The 16981-nt window shown below is 51.6% G+C and carries 18 protein-coding genes; 6 read left to right on the plus strand and 12 right to left on the minus strand.

Annotated features, from left to right (window positions below; translation table 11 throughout):
* The first annotated feature begins 100 nt into the window (after nt 1-100).
* Entirely contained in the window at nt 101-772 is a 672-nt protein-coding gene (locus F0P93_RS02985; RefSeq protein ID WP_150874871.1) for a class I SAM-dependent methyltransferase, read from the plus strand.
* 71 nt (nt 773-843) lie between these two features.
* Here the strand turns inward: F0P93_RS02985 and dnaK are convergent, their stop codons facing one another.
* Both dnaK and F0P93_RS02995 read right to left on the minus strand, forming a co-directional pair.
* On the minus strand, nt 844-2775 hold the full coding sequence (gene dnaK / locus F0P93_RS02990) for a molecular chaperone DnaK (RefSeq protein WP_150874872.1): 1932 nt from the start codon (nt 2773-2775) through the stop codon (nt 844-846).
* Between the two features lie 290 nt (nt 2776-3065).
* Nucleotides 3066-3644: a hypothetical protein gene (locus F0P93_RS02995; RefSeq protein WP_150874873.1), complete on the minus strand. Its 579-nt coding sequence runs from the start codon at nt 3642-3644 to the stop codon at nt 3066-3068.
* A gap of 131 nt (nt 3645-3775) precedes the next feature.
* Here F0P93_RS02995 and F0P93_RS03000 point away from each other — a divergent pair, with 131 nt between their 5' ends.
* Nucleotides 3776-4186: a nuclease A inhibitor family protein gene (locus F0P93_RS03000; RefSeq protein ID WP_150874874.1), complete on the plus strand. Its 411-nt coding sequence runs from the start codon at nt 3776-3778 to the stop codon at nt 4184-4186.
* Nucleotides 4187-4225: 39 nt separating this feature from the next.
* Here F0P93_RS03000 and rplT read toward each other — a convergent pair whose 3' ends face one another.
* The 8 genes from rplT to F0P93_RS03040 all read right to left on the minus strand — a co-directional run bounded on the left by rplT (nt 4226) and on the right by F0P93_RS03040 (nt 11193).
* Nucleotides 4226-4570 (minus strand): 50S ribosomal protein L20, encoded by a 345-nt coding sequence (rplT, locus tag F0P93_RS03005; RefSeq protein ID WP_114409337.1) that lies wholly within the window; start codon nt 4568-4570, stop codon nt 4226-4228.
* A gap of 206 nt (nt 4571-4776) precedes the next feature.
* On the minus strand, nt 4777-4974 hold the full coding sequence (gene rpmI / locus F0P93_RS03010; protein ID WP_114409338.1) for a 50S ribosomal protein L35: 198 nt from the start codon (nt 4972-4974) through the stop codon (nt 4777-4779).
* Nucleotides 4975-5146: 172 nt separating this feature from the next.
* Nucleotides 5147-5707, minus strand: a complete 561-nt coding sequence (infC, locus tag F0P93_RS03015) for a translation initiation factor IF-3 (RefSeq protein ID WP_114409339.1) — start codon at nt 5705-5707, stop codon at nt 5147-5149.
* A 207-nt stretch (nt 5708-5914) separates the two neighbouring features.
* The gene (gene thrS, locus F0P93_RS03020; protein ID WP_150874875.1) at nt 5915-7864 is read right to left on the minus strand and encodes a threonine--tRNA ligase; all 1950 of its coding nucleotides are present in this window, start codon (nt 7862-7864) and stop codon (nt 5915-5917) included.
* A gap of 146 nt (nt 7865-8010) precedes the next feature.
* Nucleotides 8011-9135, minus strand: coding sequence for a tetratricopeptide repeat protein (locus tag F0P93_RS03025; RefSeq protein ID WP_191908713.1), 1125 nt, complete (start codon nt 9133-9135; stop codon nt 8011-8013).
* 135 nt (nt 9136-9270) lie between these two features.
* Nucleotides 9271-10170 (minus strand): class I SAM-dependent methyltransferase, encoded by a 900-nt coding sequence (locus F0P93_RS03030; RefSeq protein WP_191908714.1) that lies wholly within the window; start codon nt 10168-10170, stop codon nt 9271-9273.
* The gene (locus F0P93_RS03035; protein ID WP_150874877.1) at nt 10167-10574 is read right to left on the minus strand and encodes an EVE domain-containing protein; all 408 of its coding nucleotides are present in this window, start codon (nt 10572-10574) and stop codon (nt 10167-10169) included. Before F0P93_RS03035 ends, F0P93_RS03030 begins: the two co-directional genes overlap by 4 nt.
* A gap of 64 nt (nt 10575-10638) precedes the next feature.
* Nucleotides 10639-11193, minus strand: coding sequence for a DinB family protein (locus F0P93_RS03040; protein WP_114409361.1), 555 nt, complete (start codon nt 11191-11193; stop codon nt 10639-10641).
* Nucleotides 11194-11603: 410 nt separating this feature from the next.
* On the opposite strand from F0P93_RS03040, the gene F0P93_RS03045 reads away from it, so the two are divergent.
* Entirely contained in the window at nt 11604-12161 is a 558-nt protein-coding gene (locus F0P93_RS03045; RefSeq protein WP_150874878.1) for an RNA polymerase sigma factor, read from the plus strand.
* A 60-nt stretch (nt 12162-12221) separates the two neighbouring features.
* Here F0P93_RS03045 and F0P93_RS03050 read toward each other — a convergent pair whose 3' ends face one another.
* A complete protein-coding gene (locus F0P93_RS03050) occupies nt 12222-12716 on the minus strand; it encodes a DUF421 domain-containing protein (RefSeq protein WP_150875838.1) in 495 nt (164 codons plus the stop codon).
* Between the two features lie 136 nt (nt 12717-12852).
* Between F0P93_RS03050 and F0P93_RS03055 the strand changes: the two genes are divergently transcribed.
* The 3 genes from F0P93_RS03055 to F0P93_RS03065 all read left to right on the plus strand — a co-directional run bounded on the left by F0P93_RS03055 (nt 12853) and on the right by F0P93_RS03065 (nt 15563).
* Complete coding sequence (locus F0P93_RS03055) at nt 12853-13392, plus strand: DUF6580 family putative transport protein (protein ID WP_150874879.1); 540 nt, start codon at nt 12853-12855, stop codon at nt 13390-13392.
* A gap of 101 nt (nt 13393-13493) precedes the next feature.
* A complete protein-coding gene (locus F0P93_RS03060; protein WP_150874880.1) occupies nt 13494-14507 on the plus strand; it encodes a bestrophin family protein in 1014 nt (337 codons plus the stop codon).
* Between the two features lie 81 nt (nt 14508-14588).
* The gene (locus tag F0P93_RS03065; RefSeq protein ID WP_150874881.1) at nt 14589-15563 is read left to right on the plus strand and encodes a transglutaminase domain-containing protein; all 975 of its coding nucleotides are present in this window, start codon (nt 14589-14591) and stop codon (nt 15561-15563) included.
* A gap of 94 nt (nt 15564-15657) precedes the next feature.
* Here the strand turns inward: F0P93_RS03065 and F0P93_RS03070 are convergent, their stop codons facing one another.
* On the minus strand, nt 15658-16962 hold the full coding sequence (locus F0P93_RS03070; RefSeq protein WP_150874882.1) for a hydantoinase/oxoprolinase family protein: 1305 nt from the start codon (nt 16960-16962) through the stop codon (nt 15658-15660).
* Nucleotides 16963-16981: the final 19 nt, after the last annotated feature.

Raw genomic sequence — 16981 nt, forward strand, 5'->3', positions numbered from 1 at the left:
CGTCGACAGGTTTATGTGTTTCCCTTAGACGCAAATCCGGTAAAAAAGTCATCCCGATTGCCTTCATTTGTAATGTGAACCGCAAATTGGTTCTTCCGCTATGGCCGCTTTTACACCCGTTGACACTGGATTTGATGGCATAGCCCCCTTTTACGATGCCCTTTCGCGGCTGGTTTTCGGTAATTCGCTGCGAAAAGCGCAGGTTTACTGGCTCGGATCGGTTCCCCAAAAAGCGGACATCCTGGTGTTGGGGGGCGGTTCGGGATGGTTGTTGTCGCGCATTCTGGCAGTTTGCGATCCCCGATCCGTTCTCTACATCGATGCGTCACCAGTCATGATTTCTTTGGCAAAAAAAGAAGTAAAAAACGACAGTCGGGTCATCTTCCGGGTTGGCACCGAAACCGCCATTTGGCCCGGCGACGGGGTTGATGTCCTCTTTACGCCGTTTGTTCTCGATCTGTTTACGGAGGAACGTCTGCAAACCCAGCTGCTGCCCCGGCTGCTGGACTGCCTACACAGGGACGGGTATTGGTTTTGCTGCGATTTCGACCAACCGGTTTACGGGTGGCAACGCCTGCTACTGTGGGCTCAATACCGGTTTTTCCGCACGCTGAGTCACATTGAAGCGCATCGACTGCCCCATTGGTTAACGCTACTGAATTCGCTGCCTTCTTTGCGCCCTGTTGAATCAAAAGCCTTTTTTGGGAAAATGATTCTGAGTGGTTGCTGGCAGAAAACCGCTGTCGGACGCCCGGAACAAGCGGTCAGGTAAGCCGGTAAGAAAGGAGCAAAAAAAGCCAGCCTGTTTATCACAGACTGGCTTCCCAATTCTATCGGCACGTATTATTTTACTTCTTCAAAGGGCACATCCGAAACGTTATCCTGGCCGGTTGGCTGACCAGTCTGCCCGTTGGGTTGACCGCCGTCACCCGCGAAACCGTCGGCCGGGTTGGGGCCTTGCGCACCGCCCGTGGCGTTGTACAGTTCCTGCGAAGCGGCTGCCCAGGCAGCATTCAGTTTTTCCACACCGCTTTCGATCGCAGCTGCGTCGCGGCTGCTGTGGGCCGAACGCAATTCGCTCAAGGCACCTTCGATGGCGGTTTTGTTACCTTCCGACAATTTATCGCCATACTCTTTCAACTGCTTCTCGGTTTGGAAAATCAGTGAATCGGCCTGGTTGATTTTCTCAATCGTCTCCCGTTCTGCTTTATCGGAAGCCTCGTTGGCCTTCGCTTCTTCGCGCATCCGGTTGATTTCTTCATCGCTCAAACCGCTCGAGGCTTCAATCCGGATTTTCTGCTCTTTGCCGGTTCCTTTGTCGCGGGCGGTCACGTGCAGAATCCCATTGGCGTCGATGTCGAACGTCACTTCAATCTGCGGAATCCCACGCGGGGCCGGTGGAATACCGTCGAGGTGGAATCGTCCGAGTGAGCGGTTCTGGCTCGCCAGGGGACGTTCTCCCTGCAAAATGTGGATTTCAACGCTCGGCTGATTGTCGGAAGCCGTCGAGAATGTTTCTGATTTTTTGGTCGGAATGGTTGTATTGGCGTCGATCAGGCGGGTCAAAACACCACCCATCGTTTCAATCCCCAGCGACAGCGGAATCACGTCCAACAGAAGGACATCTTTCACTTCACCGGTCAGAACACCACCCTGAATGGCGGCACCAACGGCCACAGCTTCATCGGGGTTAACGCTCTTCGACGGTTTCCGTCCAAACAGTTTTTCTACTTCGTCCTGCACTTTCGGAATCCGGGTTGAACCACCGACCAGGATGACCTCGTCGATCTGGCTGGCCGCATACCCGGAGTTTTTCAACGCCCGGCGGCAGGGTTCCAGACTCCGCTGAATCAGCGAATCGGCCAGTTGCTCGAATTTCGCACGGCTCAAAGTCCGCACCAGGTGTTTCGGAATACCATTTACCGGCATAATGTACGGCAGGTTGATTTCCGTCGAGCTGGAGCTGGACAGTTCCACCTTCGCTTTTTCAGCCGCTTCTTTCAGCCGTTGCAACGCCATTGGATCTTGCCGCAGGTCGATGTTTTCGTCGTTTTTGAATTCCTGCGCCAACCAGTCGATAATCACCTGATCAAAGTCATCACCACCCAGGTGTGTATCACCGTCGGTCGATTTTACTTCGAACACGCCATCGCCCAGTTCCAGGATGGAAATATCGAACGTTCCACCACCGAGGTCAAACACGGCAATTTTCATGTCGTGATGCTTCTTGTCGAGGCCATAAGCCAGGGCAGCCGCTGTCGGTTCGTTAATGATCCGCTTGACATCCAGACCGGCAATTTGACCAGCCTCTTTGGTCGCCTGACGTTCGGCATCGTTGAAGTAGGCCGGTACGGTAATAACGGCTTCCGTAACGGTTTGACCCAGATAATCTTCGGCGGTCTGCTTCATTTTTTGCAGAATCAGGGCCGAAATTTCCTGTGGCGTATATTGACGATCGCCAATCCGGACGCGGGGTGTGTCGTTAGGCCCCCGTTCGACCGTGTAAGCGATGGTTTTAATTTCGTTCTGAACTTCATTGAAACGTTTCCCCATGAACCGTTTGATCGATGAAATCGTGTTCTTGGGGTTTGTGATGGCCTGGCGTTTGGCCGGATCACCGACCTTGCGTTCGCCGTTGCCATTGTCCATAAAGGCCACCACCGATGGAGTGGTCCGACGGCCTTCGCTGTTGGCAATGACCACCGGCTCGTTGCCTTCCATGACAGACACGCACGAGTTGGTTGTTCCTAAGTCAATTCCTATAATCTTTCCCATGATACTTTTACGAATGTCTTGCTTTTAGTCGTTTGACAAACTACAATTGCCTAATGAACAAGACCTATGCCAGCCCACGCAATTGCCCCAAAACGTGACAGATTGACAGCTAAAGCTGACTGAATGGCTTTACTGGTTAAAATTTTTTCGGCGTTTTCTGACAAGATTGTAAACTGCTGAGTCCGTCGGCATCTTTCCTGGCATGACCATCCGGAGACGCACCCCAACCCGCAGAAAACGGCTTTTCGACACCCGGATTTTAGTGCTTTCAGGGGTTGGAGGCATTTCCGTTATTTCCCGAACAACCCACCGAGCAAACCGCCCAGTCCGCCACTGTTCGACTGATTTTGCTGGGCGTTGTTTCCGCCACCCATAAAACCGCCCGCAACGCGCATCAAATCGTTCATGTCCAGTTTGCCATCGGCCATAGCCGAGCTGGCCGCTCCCATCCAGTCGACGCCCTGATTACCAGTTGCCGCTCCCAGAATCTGATTACCGTCGACACTTGAATCGTTCGGATCCCTGGATTTGTTCATTAGCTTGCTCAACACCATCGGCACTACCACCGTTGCAATTGACATGGCCATCTGGGGCGAAATTCCCAGTTTTTGCATCAGGTTTTGTTGCACATTCTGCTGCACACCCTGAGTCACCGGGCTTTCCTGCACATTGGCTCCATTGCCCTGGCCGGTCACCATGCTCAATAAGTCGCCCAGATTACCACCCTGGGCCTGTTGTTGCAACCCCCCGAGAATCCCGCTCGAGATAGCCTGCATAGCGTCTTCATTCTGGTGGTTCGGTATGGCAGGGTTGTTAATGACTGCATCGCCCGACTGCTGGCGAATCAAGTTCATAAGGGTTTCCATCATGATCGTACGTGTTTTGAGTGGTTAAAAAATACTATGAAGTTCCGGACTGACCGAGTTATACTGTTTCTTTGTAATAACTTCCCGGTACGGAATCAGTTTAATTGAGACGCAATTAATTATGGATTGTAACAATGCCGCCCCAAGAATCTACCCCCGAATTTTCCCTGCCTGATTTCCTGACCGACCTGTTTTATCCCAGCGAGTCGGACGAACCCGTTGAATACGTGGACTATACGATTGATTTCGAGCCGCCGTTGACCGTTAGCCAGGTGAAGGATTTGTTACTGATAACGCCAGAAATTTACGTTGAAGAAATCCCGGAAGACGGTTTTTGGAAACCGGTTGTCACCGATCAGGATTGGTATGATGAGGATGAAAAAAAGCGAACGGCCCGGTTTATCGAACTGCAAAAAACCGTTCAGGCTACCTTGAGCGATCGTCAGGTGTTTCGGGTTGGTGAAACGGAAGTGGGGTTGTATTTGCTGGGCCGAAAAGCGGACGGCTGCTGGGTGGGACTGAAAACGCTGGTCGTAGAAACCTAAAAAAAAGCAGGCAGCCGGTGAGGGCTGCCTGCGGACTAGTTATTTCACAGTTTCAACAACGGCTTTGAAAGCCTCGGGGTGGTTCATGGCCAGATCAGCCAATACCTTTCTGTTTAATTCAATACCGGCTGAGTGAATTTTTCCCATCAGGGCCGAGTAGGAAACACCGTGCAGACGCGCACCGGCGTTGATCCGCTGAATCCAGAGGGCGCGGAAATCGCGTTTCTTCTGGCGACGGTCGCGAAATGCATAAACGAGGCCTTTTTCAACCGCGTTTTTCGCTACCGTCCAAACATTTTTACGACGACCAAAGTATCCTTTGGCCAATTTCATTACTTTCTTGCGACGCGCCCTGGAGGCTACGTGGTTCACTGAACGTGGCATTTTTGATTTTGTTTGTTTTTGACAACAGGCGACAAAAATCAATTAAAAATTAAGAATGAAAAGTTAAAAATAGGCCTGAACACCGCAGTATTCGAAAACCGGTTTTCACTTTTAATTTTTAACTTTTAACCTTTAACTGCACTTGAAAGGCCTGAGATCGGGTTGAACATGAAACCGCGCGGAGAATCCGCGAAAGGGGGCGTTGCTTACGCCAGGTTGAGCATAACCTTGATCCGACGCTCATCGCCTTTGAAAACCAGCGCATCGTGAACCAGGTTCCGCTTGCGTTTGGTCGACTTTTTCGTCAGGATATGGCTGTGGAAGGCATGCTTCCGTTTGATTTTGCCGGTACCAGTCAGCTTGAAACGCTTCTTGGCGCCCGAATTGGTTTTTACTTTTGGCATTGCTTTAAACAGAAATGTTGCTGATTGTGAAACAGGCCGCAAAGATAGGCAAAAAAAGTGTAAGGTTTAGTAAGCGTTTGAGGTTTAAAGTATAAGGTTTAACGTTACCGGGATAGTGGCAACGTTAAACTTCACACGCTAAACCTCAAATCGTACTAAACCTTAAACGGATTTATTTCTTCACCTGAACCACTTTGGGTGCCAGGAACATACTCATCCGCTTGCCTTCCAGTTTGGGCTCAGCCTCAACGCGGCCGATGTCTTCCAATCCTTTGGCAAACCGCTGGAGCAGTTCAACACCGCGTTCTTTGAAGACGATGGAACGCCCCACAAACTGGACGTATGCCTTCACCTTCGAACCTTCTTTCAGGAAGTTAATGGCGTGTTTCAATTTAAATTCAAAATCGTGGTCGTCGGTATTCGGACCGAACCGGATTTCTTTGATAACGACTTTCTGAGCCTTCGCCTTGATTTCCTTTTGCTTCTTCTTCTGTTCGTATTTGAACTTCGAGTAGTCGACAATCCGGCAGACGGGCGGCACGGCGTTGGGAGAAATTTCGACCAGGTCGAGGGCCTGCGACTTGGCCAGGTCAAGGGCCTGCTGAATATCGTAAACGCCCTGTTCGACGTTTTCACCAACTACCCGAACCGAACGGGCTAGAATACGGCCGTTGATCCGGTAAGGTTCTTCGACCACACGCGGTGGGCGCATGGGTCTGCGCTGTAATGCCATAGATAATATTTAGAGTTGAAAATGGGTCCGCTGTTGCGGGTGATTACGTGCCTATAACGTAATGTGTATTATAAAGTTTCCCGTAAAATACGCATTTTGAGCATTCGGAGCAAGAAAATGAGGTTAATGAACAATTAACCGGGCGTAATGCATAGTGGAAAACCACCCGGTCTGTTCATGAACCCCGTTCCTTGTTCATATATTTCATCAAACGGCCTTCGCTACGGGCTTGATTTCATTCTGGAAAAACGCCACAAATTCATCAATGGTCATCGATCCAATGTCGCCTTCGCCTTTCTTGCGAACGGAAACACGCCCTTCGGCCTGCTCCTTTTCGCCCAGAATCAGCATGAATGGCACCTTGTTCAATTCCGAATCCCGGATCTTGCGACCGATCTTCTCATCGCGGTGATCGACGTACCCCCGAATGTCGCTTTCCTGCAAAGTTAGGAAAACTTCGTTGGAATAGTCCTCATATTTCTCCGAAATCGGCAAAACCGCAATTTGGTCGGGCGACAGCCAGAGCGGGAAGTTGCCTCCCGAGTTCTCGATCAGGATCGCAATAAACCGTTCCATCGAACCAAACGGCGCACGGTGAATCATCACCGGCCGGTATTTCTGGTTGTCGGAACCGGTGTATTCCAGTTCAAACCGTTCGGGCAGGTTGTAGTCGACCTGGATGGTTCCCAATTGCCATTTGCGGCCCAGGGCATCCCGGACCATGAAATCCAGCTTGGGGCCGTAAAAAGCCGCTTCGCCCAGTTCAGTCACGGTTCTCAGGCCCCGTTCGGCCGACGCTTCGATGATGGCTGCTTCGGCTTTTTCCCACAGCTCATCCGAACCAATGTATTTCTGCTTGTTTTCGGGATCGCGCAATGAGATCTGGGCGCTGTAATCGTCGAAACCCAGCGATTTGAAAACATACAGCACCAGGTCGATGACTTTGATAAACTCCTCTTTCACCTGATCCGGGCGGCAGAAAATGTGTGCATCGTCCTGCGTAAAACCGCGAACCCGGGTCAAGCCGTGCAGTTCACCGCTTTGTTCATACCGATAAACCGTGCCAAACTCCGCCAGCCGCAGGGGCAAATCCCGGTAGGAACGGGGTTTGGTTTTGTAAATTTCGCAGTGGTGCGGGCAGTTCATGGGTTTCAGCAGAAACTCCTCGCCCGCTTCCGGCGTCAGAATGGGCTTGAACGAGTCTTCACCGTATTTCTCCCAGTGGCCCGAGGTCACATACAATTGCTTCGAACCGATGTGGGGCGTAACGACCTGCTGATAACCGGCCCGAACCTGCGCTTTCCGCAGAAAATTCTCCAGCCGTTCGCGCAGCATCGTTCCTTTTGGCAACCACAGCGGCAAACCGGCGCCGACTTTTTCCGAAAAAGCAAACAGTTCCAGTTCCTTGCCCAGTTTCCGGTGGTCGCGTTTTTTGGCTTCCTCCAGCAGGTGCAGGTAATCGTCCAGTTCTTTCTGTTTCGGGAACGTGACGGCATAGACGCGGGTCAGCATCTTGTTCTTCTCGTCGCCCCGCCAATAGGCCCCAGCCACATTCATCAGTTTCACGGCTTTGATAAAACCGGTATGCGGAATGTGCGGTCCCCGACAGAGGTCGGTGAAGTTGCCCTGGGTGTAGAACGAAATCGTTCCGTCTTCGAGCCGTTCCAGCAGGTCGAGTTTGTAGGGATCACTTTTCTTTTCAAAATAGGCGACGGCTTCGGCTTTGCTGATCGGCTGACGGATAAATTCCTGTTTCTGCCGCGCCAATTCGAGCATTTTGTCTTCCACCTTTTTAAAATCCTCCTGCGAGAAATGCTGCCCGTTCAGATCGACGTCGTAATAGAAGCCTTTCTCAATCGGCGGTCCGATCCCGAACTGAATGCCCGGATACAGTTCTTCCAGGGCTTCGGCCAGCAAGTGGGCGGATGAATGCCAGAATGTCGCTTTTCCTTCGGTATCGTTCCACGTCAAAAGGGTAACCGCTGCATCCGTTGTGATGGGGCGCGTGGCATCCTGCACGGTGCCATTCACTTTGGCAGCCAACACATTGCGCGCCAGCCCTTCGCTGATGCTCAGGGCAATTTCCAGACTGGTTACTCCGTTGGGATACTCCCGGACACTGCCGTCGGGCAGTGTAATGCGAATTTGGTCACTCATTTTTATAAAGTTTATCAGTGGTACTCAATCGGCAATTCTTTTGAATGCTAAATGTAAAATGAGAAATGGTGAATGTAAAATTGAATACACTCTAACTACTTTTACATTCACCATTTCTCATTTTACATTTAGCATTTTTCTTCATCTCAATTTCTGGTTGAATCGCGGCTAAATCGGGATCGGGGCTGAATCATCATGACGCGAACGCGCGTGGTGTCGAGCACCTGACCGGGACGGGTTAGCGGAGCGGGGCGTTCTTCGTACGGAAGATCGGTGGCATCGCCATACATTTTTTTCTTCTGCACCCGCCAGTAGCCATAATAGGCCTGCTGATCGGCGGCATTCTCCTGCATCGCTAACGCATATTGTTTACCGGCTTGTTCCCACTCCCGGAATTGTTCGTAGCACATGGCGATGTAATAATGGATGCGGGGAAATTGCGGGGCCTGTTTCACCACCTGATCGAAATGCTGCAGGGCCTGCGCCATGTTCCGCAGCTTCATCATTACCAGACCCGACTGAAAATGCGCCTGCACCATGGTGGGGTCGAGTCGCAAGGCTTTCTGGTAAAAAAAGTAGGCACTGTCGGACGCAGCCGTTTGCTGGTAAATGTGGCCGAGGGCATACAGCAAACCGGGGTCGTTCGGGAAGTAACTGGCACCCCGTTTGTTGTAAGCAATGGCCGACGCATAATCACCCCGAACAGAATGGATGATCGACAACTGCACATACGGTTCCAGAAACCGGGGTTTCAGCGTCAGGGCCCGTTTATAAAACGTAACCGCCCGGGTGGTGTCTCCCGATTTGGCCGCTACCAGACCGTTCAGGTAAAACGCTTCGCCTTCGTAGGGCGCCATTTGCAGGGCTTTCACGAGGTAAAACCGGGCGCGGTCCAACTGTTTTTCGTGCTGGAGCAAATCCCCGATGGCAATGTATAATTCCGGGGTGTTGACGCCCAGCCCTTCGGCCCGTAAGGCACTTTCCAGCCCATCGTCATACAACTGCTTTTTCCGCAATACCTGCGCCTTCACAAAGTGATACCGCCCTTCGTTGTTTTCCCGTTCGAGGGCTTCGTTGATGTCGGCCAGGGCTTCATCGGTTTTTCCGAGATCCATGTACAGAGCCGCCCGTTTGGCGTAGGCCGACGCCGGGCCGCTTTGGTTGATCGCCCGCGTCAGGGCTTCCAGAGCGGCCTGATTCCGGATGTCAGCCGAATTTTCCGGCACAGCCGGAATCCGGGTCTGCCGGCGGTCATCGTCGGAACAGGCCATCAGAAAACAAACAGTAATCAGACACCAGAGGCTACAAAATTTGCCCATTCTAATTCCCGGAAATCAAGGCGGACTGCCGCTTCCGAAATACCGGATGGCCAGACAGCCCAGTTCGTTTCCAACTGCAAATATAGGTCATTCGATGGAAGAAAACCGATAAAATACGCCCAGGGGAAGGCGTTTGGAAAAACCATCGCGGAGATATAATTCGCCAAATTCGGAGTTGGCACGCTCGCCAAAATGGGCTTTCATGAGGTTTTCCAGAATCAGCGCGGAAAAACCGAGGGAGTAGAGGTTGATGATCAAAAAATACTGCTCCTTGTCCAGTAATTCGGCGCAAACCTGCAACAACTCATTGAGGTGTTCTTCCAGCAGCCACTTCTCCCCTTCCGGTCCGCGACCGTAGGCCGGAGGGTCCAGAATCAAGCCGTGGTAGGTGTTGCCCCGACGAACTTCCCGTTTCACAAACTTCAGCGCATCTTCCACCACCCAGCGGATGTTGTCGAGCCCGCTGGCTTCCATGTTTTCCCGCGACCAGGTAATGACCTGCCGAACGGCATCGACGTGGGTCACCTCCGCACCAGCCTGCCGGGCCGACAGCGATGCCGCACCGGTATAAGCAAACAGGTTCAAAATACGCGGTTTTTCGACGGGTAGTGCCGATACGTTCCGGTGAATAAATGGCCAGTTGACGGCCTGCTCCGGGAAAATTCCGACGTGTTTGAAGGACGAAAGCGAGAGTTTGAACGTCAGATCCAGACCTTGTTGCTGATACGGAATGAACCATTTCTCGTCCATTTTGGCGTTTAGCACCCACTCCCCTTTTTCCTGCGATCCCTTGTCTTTTTTGAAAACTGCATGAGCCCGGTTTTGCCATTCAGCATCCGTCAATGACTTGGGCCAGATGGCCTGCGGTTCCGGGCGACTGAGGACAACGGAGCCAAAGCGTTCGAGTTTTTCAAAACCGCCCGTGTCGATTAATTCATAGGAAGACCAGCTTTCGGGGGTCAGCAGCGTCAAATGGTTGTTACTCATGAGCCCAGGGCTAAAATACACTCAAATTCGTTGACGCTCACGGGAACGACGGACAGCCGGGACTGCCGGACCAGCAACAGATTCTGCAACAGCGGTTCCGCTTTGATCTGCTGTAGTGAAACCGGTCTCGAAAGCCGGGTGACGGGCTCAAGTTCCACCACCACCCACCGTGGATCTTCCGGAATGGTCGGATCAGGATAGGCTTCGTGGCTCACTTTGGCCAATCCGACCACTTCTTTGCCCTCCACACTGTGGTAAAACAGGACCGGATCGCCCAGGCGCATCGAAGCAAGGTTGTTCCGGGCCTGGTAGTTGCGCACGCCATCCCACACGGCCTTTCCCTGCCTGACGAAATCGTCCCACGAATACGCGTCCGGTTCGGACTTAACGAGCCAGTAGTTCAAAGCGTTGGTGTATTAAATGGTTTTGGTTTGATGGTTAAAAAGGCTGGAACGGGTCGCCGACGGTTTAATAGTCGTCGAATTCGTCGCCGTATTTGGACCCGAACTCGTCGTGCGAATGGTCTTCGTCCAGCCCTTTGAATTTCAGTCCTTTCTTAATGATAGAAATCTGCCCGGAGTGGTAGGTATCGTGGTTGATAATCCCGTGTAACATATCGTAGTACGTATAGTCCCTACCGGGAACGATATCTTCCAGAAATTCATCATCGTCGCGTTTGTCGAGTTCGTTGATCAATTCTTCCTGACTCAGGCTCAGTTCCATTTGCAGGGCTTCCCATTCAAAATCGTCGATAACCTGAAACGACCCGAAATTTTTCTCCGGCGTCTTGATGTCGAAATCCTTATCTCCCTGCATTTTTTTAACGCAAAAAATCCGCCAGCTCGTCATGTGGAAAACCAGTTCGGCGATGGAATGCGTGTTAGGCGTCAACCGGTGACCCGCCATTTCGGGAGAAACGCCACTCAGCACTTCTACCAGTGAAGGCCCGTGCCAGGCTTCCTCCCCTTCGTAGGTGGTATTGAGCAGGTCAATGATTCGTATCAATTCGTCGTTCTGTACCATTGGAATCGTGTTGAAAAATGATCGGAGGGCGTGAGGCCTCTTTCGGTTCTTTCGGCAAAGGTAAAAGGGTTTGTTATTTTTTCATTGTGTTACTTCCCGATTCTATCCCAAAAAAAAGATATAACTTATTGAAGAATATGACTAAAAAGGCACTTTTTCCCACTCCTGACAATAATACAAGTCCGTCTTCTGAATCCGGTTCATCTCCTATAATCAATCCAATATTTTTTCAGGATGGACTGTTTATAAACTAATGGTGAAAATCAAATAAAAGTAAAGTTACCCCTTGACATTTGTATGGACAATCAATAGTTTTGGATCATTGAGCGATTGCTCAGTTATTATTACTCAAAGGGTCAGCCTCCTCTTTGTGTTCAATACATAGTTCACGATTTCTGTGCTATCAACTTATGAACACCAATCGTCACACCGACGAGGAGCTGGTACGGTATTACCTTGCTACCCAACAAAGCGACTATTTTGGTCAACTCTACAAGCGTTATTCAAACAAGGTATACCGCCGGTGTTTGACCATTACCAAAGACCCCGTCGATGCGGAAGATTTCACGCAGGACATTTTTATGCGGGTTTTGTCCGGGCTACACAATTTCAAGGAAAAGTCCACCTTCTCGACCTGGCTCTACACGGTTTCGACCAACTATTGCATGGATCGCATGAAAATGGGCCGCCGGCGAAGTGACTGGGTCGAACTGGATCACGAGATCGTCAAGACGCTGGCCGAAACCAACGATTACGCCGGGATGGAAGAACGCTACCAGCTCGTGGATCTGATTCTGGAAAAAATCGCCCCCAGCGAGTCGATGTATTTGCGAATGAAGTATGAAGATAACATGAACATCCGGGAAATGGCAATACTACTACAGGTTAAAGACAGTGCCGTCAAGATGCGACTGAAACGCGTTCGGGATAAAGTAAAAGATATACTCATTTTTTATCAATTGAATTGATTCCGAATAGACCGGGTAAAATGGCCTAAAGCCGTCTGGATTTCAGGCCATTTTACCCGGTTATTTTTTTTCGACTACGCTGATGTTTCCGCTGCCTTCGAGGTAGCATTTTTTTACTTTCTGATAATCGTCAACGCCCTTTTCCCGGAGGATGCTGACCAATTCTTCTTCCGTGATCATTTCCCGCTTCATATTCTGGCGCATCAACTGACCGTCTTTCACCAGTAAAATGGGATCGGGCTCCACGATTCTTTTCAGAAGAACGGATTGATACCCCAACCAGTCGATCGAATAGTCCCAGAAAACCAGTGTTCCGACCAGAACGAAACCTTCCGTCACGGATTCGTACGGCCCGGCCATTGCATTTTGAGCGGCATCCGAAATCATCGTGATGAGCAGCAAGTCGCTGAGATTCAGTTGCCCGGTGCCGCGCCTGAAAAACCGCAGGTACACAAAAATAAACCAGTAGGTCAATGTCCCGCGGATCACCATCTCCAGAATGGACGTTGTGGGTATGAACACGGATTGCCAGTCGACGCCAATTAGTTTTTCCATCATGTCTGTAGTAGAGTAGACATCTGAAACGGATTCGCTCCAGAAAGCAGCGGAAAGATAGCAGCAAATTGAGCGTTTGGCCTCCCAATTCGATTGAGGTTTTGACAGTTTTTAATTTTCGGTGTAACTTCACGCCATGAAGCTTATTCACATTCGTACGGCATCGTTAGCAGCCATCATCGTAGTAACGGCTCTGAGTCGCTTGTTACCTCACCCGTATAATTTTACACCCATTGCTGCCCTGGCTCTTTTTGGCGCGGCCACCTTTGAGCGCAAATGGCTCGGGCTGGCCATTCCGCTGGCCGCCATGTTGCTCAGTGACCTCTTTCTTGGTTTTCACAGCGGGATGATGAGCGTCTACAGTGCTTTCACCGTAATCTGGTTGCTGGGCGTTGTTCTGTTACGCAAAGTCACCTTTGGCCGGGTCTTAACCGCTTCGCTCCTGTCTTCCGCCCTGTTTTTTTTGATCACTAATTTCGCGGTTTGGTACGGCAGCTCATTTTACCCGCAAACACCCCAGGGCCTCCTGGCCAGCTATGCAGCCGGTCTGGCGTTCTACAACGGCCAATCGTTTTTTCTGAATGCCGTGCTGGGCGATCTGACTTTCAGCACGGTTTTATTCGGCAGTTATTACCTTTTACAACGACAGTTTCCGGTTTTCAGGCTCGCCCGATAAATTCAGTCATCTTATCGATACCCTAAAGACCTGTAAGCTTTCAAACCTTGCAGGTCTTTTTTTAGTGATCTTCCACCGACTCAACCAACTTCCTATCCATCATGTATACCTCCAAACGGGTTCCTCTTCACCTTATTATTCCGTTCGCCTGGCGCTCGGTTTTATTCTTTCTGGGCTATTCCACCCTCATTTGTCTGTTGTATGTCATGGCGGGCTGGCAGTGTCTGGCCATCCCATTTCTGCCCATCGGCCTGATCGGAACCGCCGTTGCGTTCTACGTCGGTTTCAAAAACAATTCCTCTTATGAACGGCTGTGGGAAGGGCGACGGATCTGGGGCAGTCTCGTCAACGTCAGCCGGTCGTGGGCCATCATGGTGCTAGACTATGTCACCCCCCTGAACGCCACCGGGCCGGTTTCGGAGCAGGAAGTAAAGGCGGCCCACCAAAGTTTGATCTACCGCCAACTGGCCTTTCTGAATGCCTTGCGGCTCCAGCTCCGCCGTCGCACGGTTTGGGAAGCCTGTGTGGGGGCCGAACATACCCTGATCGAACGCATCGAAGCCTTTCGGCTACACCAACTGGATGAAGACCTGGCGCCGTTTTTAGCCCCCGAAGAAATGGAATTGATCATCAAGCGACAGAATGCCGCCACGCACCTGATCCGGAACCAATCCGCCCAGCTCAAAGAACTGCGGGCCAAAGGGCTGATTTCGGAGTATTATCACGCTGAAATGGAACGCCTGCTGGTCGAATGTTACAGCCAGCAGGGCGCCTGCGAACGGATCAAGACGTTTCCGTTTCCCCGCCAGTACGCCTTTTTCAGCTACATCTTCATCTGGCTTTTCGTCCTGATTCTGCCCTACGGTTTGCTCGGCGAAATGGCTAAACTGGGCGACTGGTACGTCTGGCTCACCATTCCGTTTTATACCCTCATCTCCTGGGTATTCAATACGATGGAGATCATTGGCGATACGAGCGAAAATCCGTTCGAAAACAGCATCAACGACGTGCCGATGACGGCCATCTGCCGCAATGTGGAGATTGATTTGCGTGAAATGCTGGGCGAAACCAAACTGCCGGAGCGCATGCAGGCCGTTGATAATATTCTGCTCTAGATGGCACCAGAGGAGGAATTCACCGGCGGAAAACAATAAACGGGGGCGGTTTTCAGTTTTATCGACAAGTGTAGAACGAATATGTGTCGCCGATTCCTGCCCATCGTACTTGTATTGGTTTTTTGCGTCGGATTGAAGCCTGCGTCGGTGGTGTCGCCCAGCGATCACTACGGCCAGATCGATTACTACGCGCGTCATGCTCCGGACTCGTACGCCCGCAGCATTACCAGTTTATCGGACTACCTGACGGCTCCTGCCCGCACGGATATGGACAAAGTTCGGGTGATTTACGCCTGGATGGTTTCCCACATCCGCTACGATCAGGAGGCCGTTCACAACCGGAGTTCGCAAAAGTATTATTCTGAATTTGAATACGCCAACCGCGTTCTGCGCCAGCGAAAAGGGCTCTGCACCGGGTATGCGCTGTTGTTCAAATACCTCCTGAAACGGGCGGGTGTTCAGGCCGTCAACATCCGGGGGTATGCGCGCACGGAGGATAAGGAAGCGGGACGCCCCGTTGCGGTGGTCGACCACGAATGGAACGCCGTTAACATTGAGGATGAATGGTTTTTGCTGGATCTGGCCTGGGCCGTTACCACCGCTTCGGAAGGGGCTGGCAGCAATGATTTCTATTTCCTGACGCCACCTGAAGTATTCGTTTCCCAACACTTTCCTACAGACTCCCGCTGGCAGTTTCTGGATCAGCCGCTCAGCAAAAGTGAATTCGACCGGTTTCCCAAACTCTATGATCCGTATTTCCAGATGGGATTTGGGCCGGACTTCCCGCGCGACGGCCAGATTCGGGCTCAGGGAAAAGCCGAACTGACCCTACAAAACGAACAGGCGCTGGAATACCTCTGCACGGTCAGTCGCTTCGGACAATCGAAGGGGTCAGAAGTTCCGGTGAGAGTGGCCCGTTCCGGCAATCAGCACCAGTTGCAGTTCAACGTCCCGATCCGGGGCTGGTCGACGCTCCATATTTTTGCCCGATCCCGTGGGAACGCCCGCGTGAAGAAATACGACTGCATCGCGTCGTTCTCGATCTATAATTCGTGAATAGACATGAGAGGATAGACAAGAGAGTAGAGACCAAAACAGGAAGGTTTCCCATTCTCTATTCTCTTGTCTATCCTCTCTTATCTATTCTAACCTACCGCAAAAAAATCCGCAGATTCCGGAAGGCGTCCATGCGGGCGTAGCTTTTTTCGTGCATCACCACCGTGGATTCCGGGCCTTCAATGATCGCCGGTCCCGACAAAGTGTCTTCGGAGCGAATACCGGCGCGGTCGTAGATCGGGCAACCGCAGGGAGTCAAATCCTTCTCGTAATACACCGAGCGATAGCCTTTCAGGGCGTGAAAATCACCCGTCCGATGGGTTGGGTTGTAGTAGCCAGCGCGCTGCATAGCCGCCGGTATTTGCCATTCCGGGTCATTTTCGGCCAACACGAGCAGATACCCCAAGGCCGACGACACCCCGGCTCCTACCGGCACCACCACCTGTTTAATGCCCAACTGCCGGGCAATTTCACAGGCATGAACCGGTCCGGCACCCCCAAACGCCAACAGGCTATACGTCTCCAGTTCAGCGGTATGCGCCCCGGTTAATTCTCGGATTTGTGCCGTCAGATTCGCTTCAACGCCGTTGGAGACCCGCATGGCGGCTTCTTCCACCGAAATGTTGAGGGGCGTTGCGAGGTGTTCCCGAATGGCCTTTTTGGCCAAATCCACCTTGAGGGGAATGGCCCCATATAGAAAATAATCTTTATTCAGATACCCCAACACCAAATCCACATCCGTCAACGTCGGCACGGTCCCCCCCCGATCGAAGCAAGCCGGGCCAGGTCCGGGAGTGGCATGCTCGGCAAGCAGAACGGGTTCTTTATTTTCATTCAGCCCGATGTAACTATTGCCTCCCATATCGAAACTGCGTACCTGACTTTCCAGCGATTGATCCAGTGAATCCATCGAAGTGGCCGACAGTTCGTTCTGCAGGGAGACAAACGCCGACGATCCGCCAATTCGCAGTACCACGAGGTTTTTCTGCCCGATCTGGTCCCCAAAATACCGCCCGGTCATGAGCCCGCCAATCCGGGGCGACATAATGGATTCGGGATGTTCAACCGCTTCATCGAGGAGAAGTAGACGTCCGTGGCCGGTTACCAGCCGAATCGGTGTTGCCCAACCGGCCGCCAACAGTTTCTCTTCCAGATCCCGGGCGCAGGTGATGGCCATGGACGGCGGAATTTGTACGCTCATTCCCACCACCAGGGCTTCCACCACCGCCGGATCCACATTTTTTTCTGCCATGAAATACCCGATTTCCTCAACCAATCGCTCAGTTGAATCATGAATGGTGGTGGGAATTTTCTTGATGGATAGACGGCCAGCGTCGTCCATCAACACAAAATCCGTAAACGTTTCTCCCAAATCAATGCTAAAACGGTAACGACTCATGGTAGTCTTTTTGGCTGTG

This window comes from Larkinella humicola, assembly GCF_008727875.1.
Classification (GTDB): domain Bacteria; phylum Bacteroidota; class Bacteroidia; order Cytophagales; family Spirosomataceae; genus Larkinella; species Larkinella humicola.